Consider the following 14,406-nt stretch of genomic DNA (forward strand, 5'->3'; position numbering starts at 1 on the left):
CCGTCTCATGGACAGCCGATTGATCGTCGCGCTCGACGTCCCGCGGATTGCGGACGCCGAAGCGCTCGCCGCGCGCCTCGATGGCGCGGTTTCCTGGTTCAAGCTGGGACTCCAGCTCTTCCCGCTCGGGGCGATGGACGTCTCCGCGCGCCTCAGGGCGAAGGGCAAGAAGACCTTCCTCGACTGGAAGCTTCACGACATCCCGAAGACGGTTGAGCGGGCCACGCGGTCGATCGCCGAGGCCGGCGGCGATTTCCTGACCATCCACGCCGAGCCCGACATCATGCGGGCAGCCGTGCAGGGCAAGGCGGATGATCCGGACCTGAAACTCCTCGCGGTCACCGTGCTCACCGCCTACGACGACGCCATGCTGACCGAGATGGGCTATGCCTACACCGCCCGCGACCTCGTCTTCCGGCGGATCGAGCAGGCGATCGAGGCGGGCATGGACGGCATGATCATCTCGCCGCTCGAAGCCACGGAAGCGCGCAAGCGCTTCGGCGATGATTTCCTGATCGTGACGCCGGGCGTGCGCCCGGCCGGGTCGGATGTCGGCGACCAGAAGCGCGTCGCCACGCCGGGCGAGGCGATGCGGATGGGCGCGGATTATGTCGTCGTCGGACGTCCGGTCGCGGAAGCCGCCGACCCGGTCGCCGCGGCCAACGCCATCAATGCGGAAATCGCCGAAGCGCTGGGCTGACCCGATGGTCAGTCCTGACGTTTCCCGGACGGCAAAGCCGGTCCGGGATCCATCCGGACCCCGGTCTTCGTTTTCCCCGCGAATGCGGGGACCCCGAAACCGGGGAACGTCGATAGAAGGGTCTTGCGGGCGGATTAATTACCGCGTCTCGAAGGGCGGACGGATTGACTCAGTGCCCTCTGCCACCGCCATGGCCGCAGCCTGACCGGCAACCTCCGCCGCCATGGCCGCCGCGTCCGCCCCACCGCCCTCCAACGCGGACATGCACGCCGGTATTCACCCGCGTGTTCACGCTGACACTGGCATTCGCATTGGCCCCGGCCCCCGCGCCGGCCCCGGCCAGGGCGCGTGCCCGAGCGCCGGCACTCGGCAGGACCAGCTCGCGGTGAAATCCGCCGCCGCCCGCCGTGCCGTAATACGCGCCTGACCGCGCGCCGAAATACGACCAGGCGAGGTCGTCATCGTAATAGCCATACCCGCCATCGTAATGCGTGGTGTGGTCGTAATGGCCGCATTCCGAATAGTGGCGGTCGCGCGAGAAGCCCTCGCAGGCGCAGCCGGACCGGCCGCCCGATCCGCGAACCTCGTGCCAGTAACGGCCATCCTGACCATACCATTCGCGCGGATAGACCCTGAGGTCGATATCGCCGCGATATTCGGTCCGGCGGTAGTCGGTCCATTCCCGGCTCTGATAGCAATCATTCCAGCCCGAATGCCGGTACTCGCGGCGCTCTTCGCGGCGATACTGGCAGGGTGAAGCCGGCGGGTAGTGGCGCTCCTCGTCGCGATAGCTGTAGCGGCGCTCGTCATAGGTTTCGCGATACCCGCCACGCTCCTCGTAGCGGGGTGTGTGGTTCACATAACGCGGAGCGGGGGATTCATAGCGCGGCGCGTGACGCGGAAGATCGTCGCGTGTCGTCACCCGCCCGGAGCGCCTGAGGCAGATGCGTTCGCCGTCATCGCCAATGCTGGGTTCGGTTCCGGCCGGGCAGTCGGCATAGCTGTAATCGCGCCCATCCAGATGCGCATAGGTCTGCACATTGGTCCGGTACTCATCGCGGCGATAGCGGTCGGCATTGTAGGTGCCGCACGGATTGGTCTGGCAGTAGGCATAGGGCCGCCAGCGTTCGCCATCCCAGATTTCAATCGTTCCGGGCGGGGCCTCGCCGCCGCTGCCGCGATACTCCGGGCGGTCGCTGCCCGGACCGCCGGCGAGATAGCCCGATTGCGCCGCGGCGGGCGCGGCGAAGGCGGTCAGGGCGATGAGGCAGGCGAGGATCTGGCGCATGGCCTGGAGGTTAACAGCAGGTTAACCCCTCGCGAAGCGGATTCCCTTTGCGGGCGAGGGCGATAGGGTTAATTCCGGCACGGTTAGAAATCGACCGCCACGCCCTTGCGCTCCCAGTCACCATAGCGCGTCGGTTCAGGCCGCTTCGGCCCGCCCTCTTCGGCAACCTGTTCGGCCGCCTCGGTCTCGGCCTTGCGGCGCGCTTCGGCCTCTTCCAGCGCGCGGATTGCGGCGGGGCTCAACGTCTTTCCGGGGGCGGCATTCTCGGGCGGGTGCGTCATGGGAACAGAGATAGGCCGTGCGTGCCTCTCTGTCCAAGCCCGCGCGCGCATGCTAACGCCCGCGTCATGAGCGAAGGACTGGAAGCCCGGCGCGCGGCGATCGCCGCCGTCCATGCCGTGATGGCCGGAAAGAGCGCGCTGGATGGCGCACTGAACAACACGCCCGAAATGCGCGTGATGGAAGCGCGCGACCGCGCCTTCGCGCGCCAGCTGGCCGCGACCACGTTGCGCCGCGCCGGCCAGACCGAAGCCCTGCTGGCCCGCTTTCTCAACCGCCCGCTGCCGGACAATGCTGCGCTGGGACGCACAATTCTGCTGGTCGGCGCAGCGCAGATGCTCTGGCTCGGCACGCCGGCCCATGCCGCCGTGTCCTCCTCCGTGGCCATCGCCAAGGAAAACAAGGCAACCGAGCGCCTCGCCGGACTGGTCAACGCCGTCCTGCGCAAGGTCGCCAGGGCGGGCCGGACGGACGCCGACCGCATTCCGGTGGTTCTGAACCTGCCGGCCTGGCTCAGGGAGAGCTGGACGAAGGCCTACGGGGGCAAGCGGGCCGCGGCCATCGCCGAAGCCGTCACGCGTGACCCGCCGCTCGACTTGACCGTGAAAAACCCTGCCGATGCCGAGAAATGGGCCGAAGCGCTCGAGGCGAAAGTCCTGTCTACGGGCACGCTGCGCAAGGCCGGGATCGGCGACATCACTGCATTGCCGGGCTATGCCGAAGGGGAATGGTGGGCGCAGGACGCCGGCGCGGCGCTTCCCGCGCTTCTGCTTGGCGCGAAGACCGGCGAGCGCGTGCTCGACTTGTGTGCCGCGCCCGGCGGCAAGACCATGCAGCTCGCGGCGACAGGAGCGTCGGTGACGGCGCTCGATGCCTCGCCGAAACGGTTGAAGCGGGTCGAGGAGAATCTCGCCCGAACCGGGTTGAAGGCCGAATGCGTTGCCGCCGACGGCCGCAACTGGACCGCCCCGCAACCCTTCGATGCCATCCTCGTCGATGCGCCCTGCACCTCCACCGGCACGCTGCGCCGCCGGCCCGATGTCGCCTATGCGAAATCGCCCGAGGATGTGGCCTCGCTCGCCTCCATTCAGGACGATCTCGTCAAGGCCGCCTTCGCGAACCTCAAACCCGGCGGGCGGATGGTGATCTGCACCTGTTCACTGCAGCCCGAGGAGGGCGAGCTCTGGCTGAAGCGCATCCTCGCCGTAGAGCCCGGTCTGAAGCTCGATCCCGTGAAGCCCGAAGAACTGCCCGGGCTGCGCGAGGCGGTTGAGAAGGACGGCAGCGTCCGCCTGACCCCGGAGATGTGGGCCAACCGCAACGGAATCGACGGGTTTTTCATCGCCCGGCTCATCCGCCGGAAAGCGTGATGCAGGCGGGGATACGCCCGCCGCTTGCCCCGTCTGACCCGCGCTGTTATGCCCCTTGGCCATGGCCAGAAACGCGCTGATCGCCCCGTCGATCCTCTCCGCCGACTTCGCCCGTCTGGGCGAGGAAGTCCGTGCGATTGACGCGGCCGGGGCCGACTGGATCCATATCGACGTGATGGACGGGCATTACGTGCCCAACCTCACCATCGGCCCGGGCGTCATCAAGGCGCTGCGTCCGCACACCACAAAGCCGTTCGACGTGCATCTGATGATCACGCCGGTCGATCCGTACATTCAGGCGTTCCGGGATGCTGGCGCGGACATCATCACCGCCCATCCCGAGGCCGGACCGCATTTCCACCGCACGGTCCAGGCGATCCGCGCGACCGGCGCGAAGGCCGGGGCGGCGCTGAATCCGTCGACGCCGGATACCGTGCTCGACTATGTGCTCGAAGAGCTCGACGTGATCCTGGTGATGAGCGTCAATCCCGGCTTTGGCGGACAAAGCTTCATCGACAGCCAGTTACGCAAGATCTCCGCCCTTCGCACCCGGATCGACACGATGGGCCTTGAAACGCTCGTCGAGGTCGATGGCGGCGTGAACCCCGACACGGCAAGGCAGTGCCGCGACGCCGGTGCGCACGCATTGGTCGCGGGAACGGCCGTCTTCAAGGGCGGGCCTGAGGCCTATGCGGGCAATATCGCCGCCCTGCGCGGCGGTTGATCGGACATGGTCCGCCGCATCGGGTTCACGGATTTCTCCGACGCACTGACGCTGGCCTTGCGCCGCGAAGCGTCCGAGACCGTGCACGCCATTCCGCCGCTGCGCGCCGCGCTCGTCCCGCCGAAATCCGCGCCGCGAATCGACGCGCTTCCGCCACGCCTGCGCACGCCGGACACCGCCCGCGGTTCGGCCATTCTCGATGGCCGTTTTGCTTTCTGCGGAGACACGTTGACGCTCGACGACGAGAACCCGTCGCCCTGGGCCCGGCCCTTGCCATCGCGTGAATTCGCCCTCCGGCTCCACGGATTTCACTGGCTGCGCGATCTTCTGTCCTGCGCCGACGCCGAAGCCCCGGACCTCGCCTGCGGGCTGGTCGATCAGTGGATCGGGACGCTGGGCCGCTGGAACAGCTTTTCCTGGTCACCCGACGTCCTGCCCGAGCGCGTCGTTCAGTGGCTCGAGGCCGGAGAGATCCTGTTTACCGGTGAGGCCGGACGGAAGCGTCTGGCCTCGCTAGACCGGCAAATCCGGCACCTCAAACGCACCGCGACCTTGGCCAGCGACGGCCGTCCACGCCTGAAGGCCGCCTTCGCGCTATCGCTCGGCGGAATCTGCCTGGGCGAGCGCGGGCCGGCCGGGGCGGCGGGTCTGGCCCTGCTGGAACAGGAACTCGACCGCCAGATCTTCGCCGATGGCGGTCATGTCAGCCGCGCGCCGCAGGCCGCCGCCGACACGATGATCGACCTCGTCACGCTCGATGCCGCCGCAGAGACCGCCAACCAGACCCTGCCGGAGAAAGTCCGCCGCGCGACCGACCGGATCGCGCCGGTCACGCGCTTCTTCCGTATGCATGATGGCGGCCTCGCCTGTTTCCATGGCGGCGGGGCAGGCGACCGCAAGGCGATCGAGACAGCCCTCTCGCACTCAAGGACCGGCGAACGCAGCTTCGGCTACGCCCCCCATTCCGGCTATCAGCGCTCCGAAGCGGGTGGGGCGACCGTCATTCTCGATGCCGGCAAGCCGGCCGGCGGCGCGCTCGGTACGGACGCGCATGCCAGCGCGCTGGCGATGGAGTTCTCCGCGCCCGGCGGGCGGCTGATCGTCAATTGCGGCTGGTCCGATGACCAGCCCCGCAGCTGGCGGCAGGTCGTCCGCGCGACCGCGGCACATTCGACGCTGACGCTGGAGGAAACCTCGTCCTGCCGGCTCGTGCCGCCGGGACGGGGCCAGCAGATTCTGGGTCCCCGCTTCCTGTCCGGTCCCGGCAATGTGACGGCCCGCCGGACCGAGGAAGAGATTGGCCTGTGGCTCGAAGCGAGCCATGACGGCTATCGTGCGCCCTTCGGCCTGATGCACCGCCGCCGCATCTTCCTCGCGGCCGATGGCGGCGATCTGCGCGGTGAGGACGCGCTCTCGCGTCCGGTCGAGGATGGCCCGCCGGAAAATCCGGAGGCGCATATCCGCTTCGCGATTCGCTTCCATCTCCACCCCGGCGTGCGCGCCTCCCTGTCGCGCGACGCGATGAGCGCGCTACTCGTCCTGCCGACCGGCGATGGCTGGCGCTTCCGCACCGATGGCGGTCCGGTGCGCATCGAACGTTCGGTCTGGCTCGGTGGCTCCGCACCGCCCAAACGCACGTCACAACTGGTGATTTCCGGCGAAGCCGAACCCTATGGCGCGGGCGAACGCCCGCCCAACCGCGTACGCTGGGCGTTCCAGCGGCTCGGCCGGGTCGGCAATGCGGCCGGCAAGTCCGGCTGAGCGAGCAGGCGGAACGCTTGGCCGCCCGCCCGCATTGGTGATACTCCCGATAACTCCCGTTTCTGTGAATTCGAGCCTCATGACCCAGATCGATCTCGTTCCCGTCCGGCGCGCCCTGATTTCCCTGTCCGACAAGTCCGGACTTGAAGACCGCGCCCGCAAACTCGAAGCCGCCGGCGTCGAGATTCTGTCCACCGGCGGCACGCTGAACACGCTGAAGGCCGCCGGCATTGCCGCGCGGGACGTGTCCGACGTGACCGAATTCCCGGAGATGATGGACGGACGGCTGAAGACGCTGCATCCGCGCGTTCATGGCGGCCTGCTCGGCCGCCGCGATCATGCCGAGGACCGCGATTCCATGGCCGCGCACGCCATCCCGGAAATCGACCTGCTATTCGTCAATCTCTACCCGTTCGAGCGAACGGTCGCGGAAGACGCGCCCTTCGCCGAATGCATCGAGAATATCGACATAGGCGGCCCGGCGATGCTGCGCGCGGCGGCGAAGAACCATCCCTTCGTGGCGGTCTGCACCGACAATGAGGACGCCGACGCCGTGCTTGCGGAGATGGAGTCCAATTCCGGCGCGACGACGCTCGAGCTTCGCCGCAGGCTGGCGGCCAAGACCTATGCCCGTACCGCGGCCTATGACGCCGCCGTGTCGACCTGGTTCGCCAATGAGATAGGCGAGACCGCACCCGCCTACCGCGTCTTCGGTGGCAAGCGGATCGAGGCGCTGCGCTATGGCGAGAATCCGCACCAGGCGGCGGCCTTCTATGCCGGCGGTGAGACCCGTCCGGGCGTCGCGACCGCCAGGCAGATCCAGGGCAAGGCGCTGAGCTACAATAATCTCGCCGACGCCGACGCGGCCTTCGAGCTCGCCGCCGAGTTCGACGCGGCCGACGGTCCGGCCGTGGTGATCGTGAAGCACGCCAATCCCTGCGGCGTGGCGACCGGCAAGGACGTGCTCGACGCCTATGAGCGCGCCTTCTCCGCCGACCCGGTCTCGGCCTTCGGCGGCATCGTCGCTTTCAACTGCGAGATCGACGCGGAGACCGCGAACGCGCTGACCAAGATCTTCCTCGAAGTCGTGATCGCCCCGTCGGCGAGCGAGGCCGCGCTCGACGTGCTGTCGGGCAAGCAGAATCTCCGCGTCCTCCTCACCGGCGAAATGCCCGCACCGGATCAGGCGAGCTGGACCGCCAAGAGCGTCGCCGGCGGCCTCCTGGTCCAGGAACGCGACCGTGGCATGGTCGGCCCGGTCGATCTGAAGACCGTGACCGAACGCGAGCCGACCGAGCAGGAGCTGGCCGACCTCCTCTTCGCCTGGAAGGTCGTGAAGCACACCAAGTCGAACGCCATCGTCTACGCGAAGGGCGGCATGTCTGCCGGCATTGGCATGGGCCAGACCAGCCGCGTCGAGGCTGCCCGCCTCGCCGTGCGCAAGGCCGAGGATACGGCAAAGGAAAACGAGTGGGATGTCCCGATGACGCAAGGGTCGGTCTGCGCGTCGGACGCCTTCTTCCCCTTCGCCGACGGTCTTGAGGCCGCTGTCGCCGCCGGGGCCACGGCGGTGATCCAGCCGGGCGGTTCGGTGCGCGATGAGGAGGTGATCGAGGCCGCGAACAAGGCCGGGATCGCCATGGTCTTCACCGGCATGCGCCATTTCCGCCACTGACGATGCGGCTCAAGGGATATCTCGCCATCGGGCTCGGTACGGCAGTCTTCCTCGCCGTGATCACCTTCGCAGGCGTGATGTCCAATGCGACCGCCGCCGGGATCGACTCCCGGCCGCTTCCCGCTCAGGCCGAGTTTCTGTCCTCCCATGTCGAAATCCGCGTGCCAGAGGGCGCCGAAGGCCCGGTCCCGGCCGCGCTGATGTTCCATGGCTGCGGCGGCGTGCGCCAGGTCCAGTCCGATTATGCGGACGCGCTGAACGCGGCAGGGTTCGCCGCGGTCATCGTCGACAGCAACGGCGCTCGCAATATCGGCCGCATCGGAGCCATGACCCAGGTCTGCGGCGGTTTCCGTCTCTGGGGGCAGGAGCGCGCCGCTGACGTCTTCGCCGCGGTGGAACTGGCCCGGGCCGATCCCCGCATCGATGGCGACCGCCTGACCCTGATCGGCTGGAGCCATGGCGGCTGGACCATCCTCGACGCGCTCGGCTTCGAGGCGCGGGAAACGGCCATTCCCGCCCTCGAAAATACGACGGCGCGCCTGCCGGGGGTCGAGCGTGCCATCATCTTCTATCCCTGGTGTGGCTGGCCCTCGCGCACCGACCGGGAAGGCCTCGATACCGGCCGCCCCCTGTCGATCATCCTCGCCGGAAACGACCTCGTCGCCCGCAAGACGCCCTGCCGCGAACTGGCGGCTGACGCGATCGCGGAAGGTCAGCCGGTCGGGATCGAGACCTGGGACGGGCTGACCCACGCCTTTGACGAGCCCAATGCTCCGGCCTTCGATCCGCGCATGCGCTATGATGCCGAGGCGGCCGAGCGGGCGCGCGACCGCGTGATTGCCGCGATGCGCGTCGAAGGCGAATGATCGCGGCACTGGTTCTGATCGTCCTCGCGGCGGCGCTGGCCACGCTTTATTTCGGGGCGAGGGCGCGCGGACTGGTGTCCGGCATGCCGCAATTCAGGCTCGTCACGCTTGCCGCGCGGCTGCGCCGGCACACCGACATCTACCGGCCCGACGGCGACGGGCCCTTTCCGGCCGTCATCCTGCTTCACGGCTGTGGCGGACCGCGCGGCGTGACCGAGCGTTATGGCCGGATCGCCGCCGCCAACGGGGTTATCGCCTACGCCCCGGATTCTCTGGCGCTGCGCGGGATCGACTATGAGACGGCGATCAGGTCGGTCTGCACCGGGGCGCGGCTGCGCGCACCGGAACGTGCCGGTGACCTGCTCGCTGCGCTCGAAATCGCCCGCCGCGACCCGCGCGTGGACAAGCGCCGCATTGCGATCGCCGGCTGGAGTCACGGGGCGTGGACTGTCCTCGATCTTCTGACCTTTGTCGCGGAGGGCAAGGCCCCGCCCAGCCTCTACCACCTGCCGCACCGGGCGCTTCGCGGCGTGAAAGCGGCGCTGGTCTTCTATCCCTATTCCGGCTTTCCGGCGCGCTCGCGCATCCGCAGCTGGACCAAGGGTATTCCCGTCGATGCCATTCTGGTGGAGGGCGACACGGTCTGCGACGAGAAGCAGACGATCGCCGTCTTCGAGCGCCAGCGCGCCGAAGGGGCCGAGGTCGGCTGGCAGGTCTGGACCGGCGTGACGCACGGCTTTGACGAGGACAACCACCTGCCCGGATCGGGCCTCGTCTTCGACCCGGAAAAGGTGAAGGCCGCCGAAGCGGCCTTCACGGATTTCCTGAAACGCCGGCTGCTCGCCTGATACCTCACGGTTCGGCGTTCTGTGCCATCTCGCGAAGCTGGGTCGAGGCAATGGCCAGCTTGGACAGCGTCCAGCTGCCGGTCGTATCGAGTTCCTCGATCGCGGAATCGACCCGGCCGGCCTCTTCGGCGTTCGCGACGCTCCACGCCTCGATCACGTCCTGCGCCCACTCGCCGCCGGGCTCCTCGATCCCCTTCGCCAGCGCGCCGCCGGATTCCCGCGCGTGGCGCATCGCCGAGGCGGCGACCGTGTACTGGCTGGCATAGAGGTCCTCGATCAGGCGCCGGACGGCCAGACGGTCCCAGTGCAGGTCGGAGGACACTTCGCCGCCCATCGACCGCAGCCGGTCGAAGGTGAAGCGCGATCCCGCGGCGTGATAGACCCACGCTGCCGATTCCAGCGGCCAGTCCTTGCGAAGGGCGAGGTCGACCACGTCGGACGAGGAGGTCAGCGGTCGCAGGCTGGCGACATCGTGTGCCAGATCCTTCGGCGCGCCGGCCGTGACGAAGCCCTTGGCGCGTTGACGGACGCGCTTGCGCTCGAAATCGGAGACGATGTCGCCGGCCTTGCCGCGCAATGCGTCGACGCCGGGGCGATAGGCGTCGATGACGCCATCGATCGACACCGGCGCGTCGGCCTCCTTGCCGCGGCCGCGGCGGGCCAGCCAGTAGGTCTGACGGCGCAGGAGGCGGATGATCTCGCGGTGCAGCGCGATCTGCACTTCTGCGGGTGCCTTGTTGTCGAGCGCATTGATCCGTTCGGTCAGCTCCGCGAAGCGGAAGATCTGCCGTCCCGCCTCGAAGGCGCGGGCGATCGCCGCAGTGGAGGCCCCGGTCGATTCCTTGGCCCGGTGCACGAAGGTCGGACCGCCGAGATTGATCATGTCGTTGGCCAGAACCGTGGCGATGATCTCGCGCCGCAGCCGGTGGGCCTGCATCCGGTCCTCGTACTTGTCGAGGTCTTCCGGGAAATAGCCCTTCAGCGTTGCCGCGAAATGCGGATCGTCCGGCACGTCGGAGGCGACCAGCTGGTCGAACAGCGAGATCTTGGCGTAGGAGATCAGGATGGCGAGTTCGGGCCGCGTCAGCCCCTGCCCCTGCTCCTTCAGATTGGCGATCTGGGCGCTGGTTGGCAGGCCTTCGACCCTGCGGTCGAGCCGGCCGAGCGCTTCCATCTTGGACATCAGCCGCTCGTGGGCGTCGATATCGGCGACGGCCTCGCTTTCTGCCATCGTCAGGGCCAGCGTCTGGTCATAGTTGTGCTTGAGCACGTGGCGCGCGACCTGGTCGGTCATCTTGCCGAGCAGCGTGTTGCGCTTCTCGCGGCTGAGATCGCCCGCCCGCATCAGCGGGTTCAGGAGGATCTTGATATTGACCTCGTGGTCCGACGTGTCGACGCCGGCGGAATTGTCCACGAAGTCGGCATTGACCCGGCCGCCATGGCGAGCGAACTCGATCCGCGCCGCCTGGGTGAAGCCCAGATTGGCGCCCTCGCCGACGACTTTCGCGCCGACTTCCGACGCATTGACGCGCAGTCCGTCATTCGCCTTGTCGCCGACCTCCCAATGCTGTTCGGCGGTCGCCTTCACATAGGTGCCGATCCCGCCGAACCACAGAAGTTCGGTCTCGGCTTTCAGAAGCGCGCTTATCAGCTCGGTCGGGCTGGCCTTGTCGGCCTCGATCCCGGTCAGTTCGCGGATTTCCGAGGTCAGCGTGATGGTCTTGGACGATCGCGGGAAAACCCCGCCGCCCTTGGAGATCAACGACTTGTCGTAGTCCTGCCAGCTCGAGCGCGGCAGGTCGAACAGGCGCTGGCGTTCGGCCCAGCAGGCCTCGAGATCGGCCGGGTGGGGGTCGATGAAGATGTCGCGGTGGTCGAACGCGGCCACCAGCGAGATCTTTTTCGAGAGCAGCATGCCATTGCCGAACACGTCGCCGGACATGTCGCCCACGCCGATGACGGAGAAGGCCTCGTTCTGGACGTCCTTGCCCAGTTCGCGGAAGTGGCGCTTCACCGATTCCCACGCGCCGCGCGCGGTGATGCCCATCTTCTTGTGGTCGTAACCCGCCGACCCGCCCGACGCGAAGGCATCGCCGAGCCAGAAATCATATTCCCCGGTCGCCACGCCATTGGCGAGGTCGGAGAAGGTCGCCGTGCCCTTGTCGGCGGCGACGACCAGATAGGGGTCGTCATCGTCCCAGCGGACGGTGTCTTCCGGCGGGCTGACCGTGTCGTCGACGATGTTGTCGGTAATGTCGAGGAGGCCGCGGATGAAGGTGCGGTAGGCGTTCTGGCCCTCTGCGAGCCATTCCTCGCGCGAGCCGGCTTTCGGCAGCTGCTTGGGATAGAATCCGCCCTTCGAGCCGACCGGCACGATCACGGCATTCTTCACCTGCTGCGCCTTCACGAGGCCCAGCACCTCGGTGCGGAAATCGTCCCGCCGGTCCGACCAGCGAAGCCCGCCGCGCGCGACCGGGCCGAAGCGGATGTGCACGCCTTCGACATTCGGGGCCCAGACGAAGATTTCCCGATACGGCTTGGGAAGCGGCAATTCCTCGACTTCGCGGCTGGCGATCTTGATCGAGATATGCGCCTTCGGCAGGCCGTCCTCGCCGGTCTGGTAGTAATTCGTCCGCAGCGTCGACTCGATCAGGCGAAGCAGACGGCGCAGCACCCGGTCATGGTCGAGGCTTGCGACCGCTTCCAGCTTGCCGCGCAACTCCTCGGCCTTGGCCTCGGCCTCGCTGCGGCGCGCCTCCCGGTCCTGGCCGGTCGACGGGTCGAACTTGATCCGCGCGAGATCGAGCAGGCCCTGCGCGATCTCCGGATTGGCGGCGAGCGCCTCTTCCTGGATCGCCTGCGACGGATCGAGACCGGTTTGCTGCCGGTAGCGCGCGCAGGTTCGCAGGAAGGCCGCGCCGCGCCAGGACACGCCAAGCTGGAGGATCAGCTTGTTGAAGCCGTCATTTTCCGCACGGTTGGCGAGGATGGCGAGCAGGGCGTCTTCGAAGGCGGGGGCGAACTCCTCCCAGCTGCGGCCGGAGCCGCCGGCGAAACGCATTTCGAAGTCATGGACGAAGGCCACCGGGGCCTCCCCGTTTTCGCGCTCGACCTCGTAGCCCGACTCCTGCAGCACGGTGAGGCCCATATTCTCCAGCACCGGCATGATGTCGGTGAGCGGCACCGCTTCCCCGGCGCGGTAGAGTTTCAGCCGGAGGCCATGCTCGCCGTCGCGGGCACTGCGATAGACACGCGCGGCCAGCGGCGTCTCCTCGCCGAGGCTCTCGATCTTGATCAGGTCCTCGATCGCGTCGTCCGGCGTGAAGCGCTCGCGATACCCGGCGGAGAAGGCCCCGTCATAGGCGCTGATGCGGTCGCGCAGATGCTCGGTCAGGCGGCGGCGGGCGAGAGATTCGAAATCGTCGTCCCAGGTCCGCGCGAGATTGGCGACCGCGCGTTCAAGCTCCAGCACGTCCGGTTCGGGATGGTCGAACGGGTCGAGGCCGATGATGTAGTGGACGCGCGCCAGCGGGCCGTCGCCGAATTGCGGGTAGTAGGCCGAGAGGCGGCCGCCGAACTCCTTTCGGATCAGTTCGCCGGCCAGTTCCCGGACCTTCGAATTGTAGCGGTCGCGCGGCACGAAGAGCAGCACTGACACGAAGCGGTCGAACCGGTCGCGGCGGATGAACAGCTTGGTGCGCGGCCGGTCATAGAGGTGCAGGATGCCGAGGCTGAGCTGGAGGAGATCATCCTCCTCGGTCTGGAACAGCTCGTCGCGCGGATAATTCTCGACGATGTTGCGCAGCTTCTTGTCGCTGTGCGTGCCCGGCACCCGGTCGGCCCGCTCCAGCACCCGGCGGACCTTGCGCCGGATCAGCGGCACGTCGCGCGCCATGCGGTCATAGGCATCGGCGGTGAACAGGCCGACGAAGCGGGCCTCGCCGAACACGGTCCCGTCCTCGCGGTACCGCTTGACCCCGATATAATCCATGTAGACGCGGCGATGGACGCGCGACTTGATGTTCGCCTTGGCGACGATGATCGGCGAAGGCTCGTTGAGGAAGCTCTCGATGGCTGGTGTCAGAAGCGCGGGCTCGGATCCCTGGCGCAGGACCTGACGATCGGGATCGCGCAGGATGCCGCGGCCGGAATTCGGCTGGATGTCGGGCTGGCGGTCGGCAATCTTGCCGTCCTTGTCCATCTGGAATTCGTAGACCCGGCAGCCGAGGAAGGCGAAGTGGTCGTCGCGCAGCCAGCGCAGGAAATCCAGCGTCTCGGCCTTTTCCTCGAAACTGGCCGGCGTGTTCGCGTTCTCGATATGGGCGATGGCCATATCCATCGCGGCGCGCATGTCGGCCCAGTCGTCCGTGGCCAGTTCGACATCCTGCAGAGTCGCGGTCAGGTCGGCCTGCAATTCCTTGCGGCGTTCCGCGTCCAGTGCCTCGATATGGACCTGGATCAGCGATTCCGGCCGGCCGCCCTTGCGGACGGGATCGAGGATGGGGTGGAACATGGCGAGGACGTCGAGGCCTTGCGCGCCGATCTCGCCCATGACGGAATCGACCAGGAAGGGCCGGTCCGGGCCGCAGATCTCGACAATGTCGCGGCCGACATCGGGCTGGCCGTCTTCGCCCGAAGGGCGCACGCGGATGATGATCTCGCCCGGCTTGCGGGTCTGTCCCCAGCGGTAGAATTCCGTGACCAGCGCGGCGAGGTCGGCGGCGGAAATCCCTTCGAGGTCTTCCGCGAGCGCGTCCTCGTAGATCTGGTCGATATAGGATCTGACCCGATCATTGTAGGCATCGGCACTGAAGACGGAGGTCCATCGGGCCTTGGCGGCCTTGCTGAAGGCGGCCTTGGTGAAGGCGTGTGCCACGCCCACGACAGCAGTCATT

General features: G+C 67.6%; 10 protein-coding genes. 7 read left to right on the forward strand and 3 right to left on the reverse strand.

Annotated elements, in window-relative coordinates; translation table 11 throughout:
• Positions 1 to 7: 7 nt before the first annotated feature.
• The gene (gene pyrF, locus L5876_RS10800) at positions 8 to 700 is read left to right on the forward strand and encodes an orotidine-5'-phosphate decarboxylase (protein ID WP_236956369.1); all 693 of its coding nucleotides are present in this window, start codon (positions 8 to 10) and stop codon (positions 698 to 700) included.
• A 169-nt stretch (positions 701 to 869) separates the two neighbouring features.
• Here the strand turns inward: pyrF and L5876_RS10805 are convergent, their stop codons facing one another.
• Positions 870 to 1,988: a hypothetical protein gene (locus L5876_RS10805; RefSeq protein ID WP_236956370.1), complete on the reverse strand. Its 1,119-nt coding sequence runs from the start codon at positions 1,986 to 1,988 to the stop codon at positions 870 to 872.
• An 83-nt stretch (positions 1,989 to 2,071) separates the two neighbouring features.
• Positions 2,072 to 2,269, reverse strand: coding sequence for a DUF1674 domain-containing protein (locus L5876_RS10810; RefSeq protein WP_369281031.1), 198 nt, complete (start codon positions 2,267 to 2,269; stop codon positions 2,072 to 2,074).
• A gap of 66 nt (positions 2,270 to 2,335) precedes the next feature.
• Between L5876_RS10810 and L5876_RS10815 the strand changes: the two genes are divergently transcribed.
• The 6 genes from L5876_RS10815 to L5876_RS10840 all read left to right on the forward strand — a co-directional run bounded on the left by L5876_RS10815 (position 2,336) and on the right by L5876_RS10840 (position 9,511).
• On the forward strand, positions 2,336 to 3,637 hold the full coding sequence (locus tag L5876_RS10815) for an RsmB/NOP family class I SAM-dependent RNA methyltransferase (RefSeq protein ID WP_236956372.1): 1,302 nt from the start codon (positions 2,336 to 2,338) through the stop codon (positions 3,635 to 3,637).
• Positions 3,638 to 3,698: 61 nt separating this feature from the next.
• Positions 3,699 to 4,361, forward strand: a complete 663-nt coding sequence (rpe, locus tag L5876_RS10820) for a ribulose-phosphate 3-epimerase (protein ID WP_236956373.1) — start codon at positions 3,699 to 3,701, stop codon at positions 4,359 to 4,361.
• A 6-nt stretch (positions 4,362 to 4,367) separates the two neighbouring features.
• Positions 4,368 to 6,122, forward strand: a complete 1,755-nt coding sequence (locus L5876_RS10825; RefSeq protein WP_236956374.1) for a heparinase II/III family protein — start codon at positions 4,368 to 4,370, stop codon at positions 6,120 to 6,122.
• Between the two features lie 79 nt (positions 6,123 to 6,201).
• Complete coding sequence (purH, locus tag L5876_RS10830) at positions 6,202 to 7,797, forward strand: bifunctional phosphoribosylaminoimidazolecarboxamide formyltransferase/IMP cyclohydrolase (RefSeq protein WP_236956375.1); 1,596 nt, start codon at positions 6,202 to 6,204, stop codon at positions 7,795 to 7,797.
• A gap of 2 nt (positions 7,798 to 7,799) precedes the next feature.
• Positions 7,800 to 8,663 carry a dienelactone hydrolase family protein gene (locus L5876_RS10835; protein ID WP_236956376.1) on the forward strand — a complete coding sequence of 288 codons (864 nt, stop codon included), beginning with the start codon at positions 7,800 to 7,802 and terminating at the stop codon, positions 8,661 to 8,663.
• Positions 8,660 to 9,511: a dienelactone hydrolase family protein gene (locus L5876_RS10840; protein WP_236956377.1), complete on the forward strand. Its 852-nt coding sequence runs from the start codon at positions 8,660 to 8,662 to the stop codon at positions 9,509 to 9,511. Before L5876_RS10835 ends, L5876_RS10840 begins: the two co-directional genes overlap by 4 nt.
• A gap of 4 nt (positions 9,512 to 9,515) precedes the next feature.
• Here the strand turns inward: L5876_RS10840 and L5876_RS10845 are convergent, their stop codons facing one another.
• Positions 9,516 to 14,405 (reverse strand): NAD-glutamate dehydrogenase, encoded by a 4,890-nt coding sequence (locus L5876_RS10845; protein ID WP_236956378.1) that lies wholly within the window; start codon positions 14,403 to 14,405, stop codon positions 9,516 to 9,518.
• Position 14,406 lies beyond the last annotated feature (1 nt).

It is taken from the genome of Hyphobacterium sp. SN044 (assembly GCF_021864465.1).
In the GTDB taxonomy this organism is placed as follows: domain Bacteria; phylum Pseudomonadota; class Alphaproteobacteria; order Caulobacterales; family Maricaulaceae; genus Hyphobacterium.

Coding starts and splice junctions, on each gene's coding strand:
- L5876_RS10840 (WP_236956377.1), top strand. CDS start 8,660: ATGATCGCGGCACTGGTTCTGATCGTCCTCGCGGCGGCGCTGGCCACG.
- L5876_RS10825 (WP_236956374.1), top strand. CDS start 4,368: ATGGTCCGCCGCATCGGGTTCACGGATTTCTCCGACGCACTGACGCTG.
- purH (WP_236956375.1), top strand. CDS start 6,202: ATGACCCAGATCGATCTCGTTCCCGTCCGGCGCGCCCTGATTTCCCTG.
- L5876_RS10805 (WP_236956370.1), bottom strand. CDS start 1,988: ATGCGCCAGATCCTCGCCTGCCTCATCGCCCTGACCGCCTTCGCCGCG.
- rpe (WP_236956373.1), top strand. CDS start 3,699: ATGGCCAGAAACGCGCTGATCGCCCCGTCGATCCTCTCCGCCGACTTC.
- pyrF (WP_236956369.1), top strand. CDS start 8: ATGGACAGCCGATTGATCGTCGCGCTCGACGTCCCGCGGATTGCGGAC.
- L5876_RS10835 (WP_236956376.1), top strand. CDS start 7,800: ATGCGGCTCAAGGGATATCTCGCCATCGGGCTCGGTACGGCAGTCTTC.
- L5876_RS10815 (WP_236956372.1), top strand. CDS start 2,336: ATGAGCGAAGGACTGGAAGCCCGGCGCGCGGCGATCGCCGCCGTCCAT.
- L5876_RS10845 (WP_236956378.1), bottom strand. CDS start 14,405: ATGACTGCTGTCGTGGGCGTGGCACACGCCTTCACCAAGGCCGCCTTC.
- L5876_RS10810 (WP_369281031.1), bottom strand. CDS start 2,269: ATGACGCACCCGCCCGAGAATGCCGCCCCCGGAAAGACGTTGAGCCCC.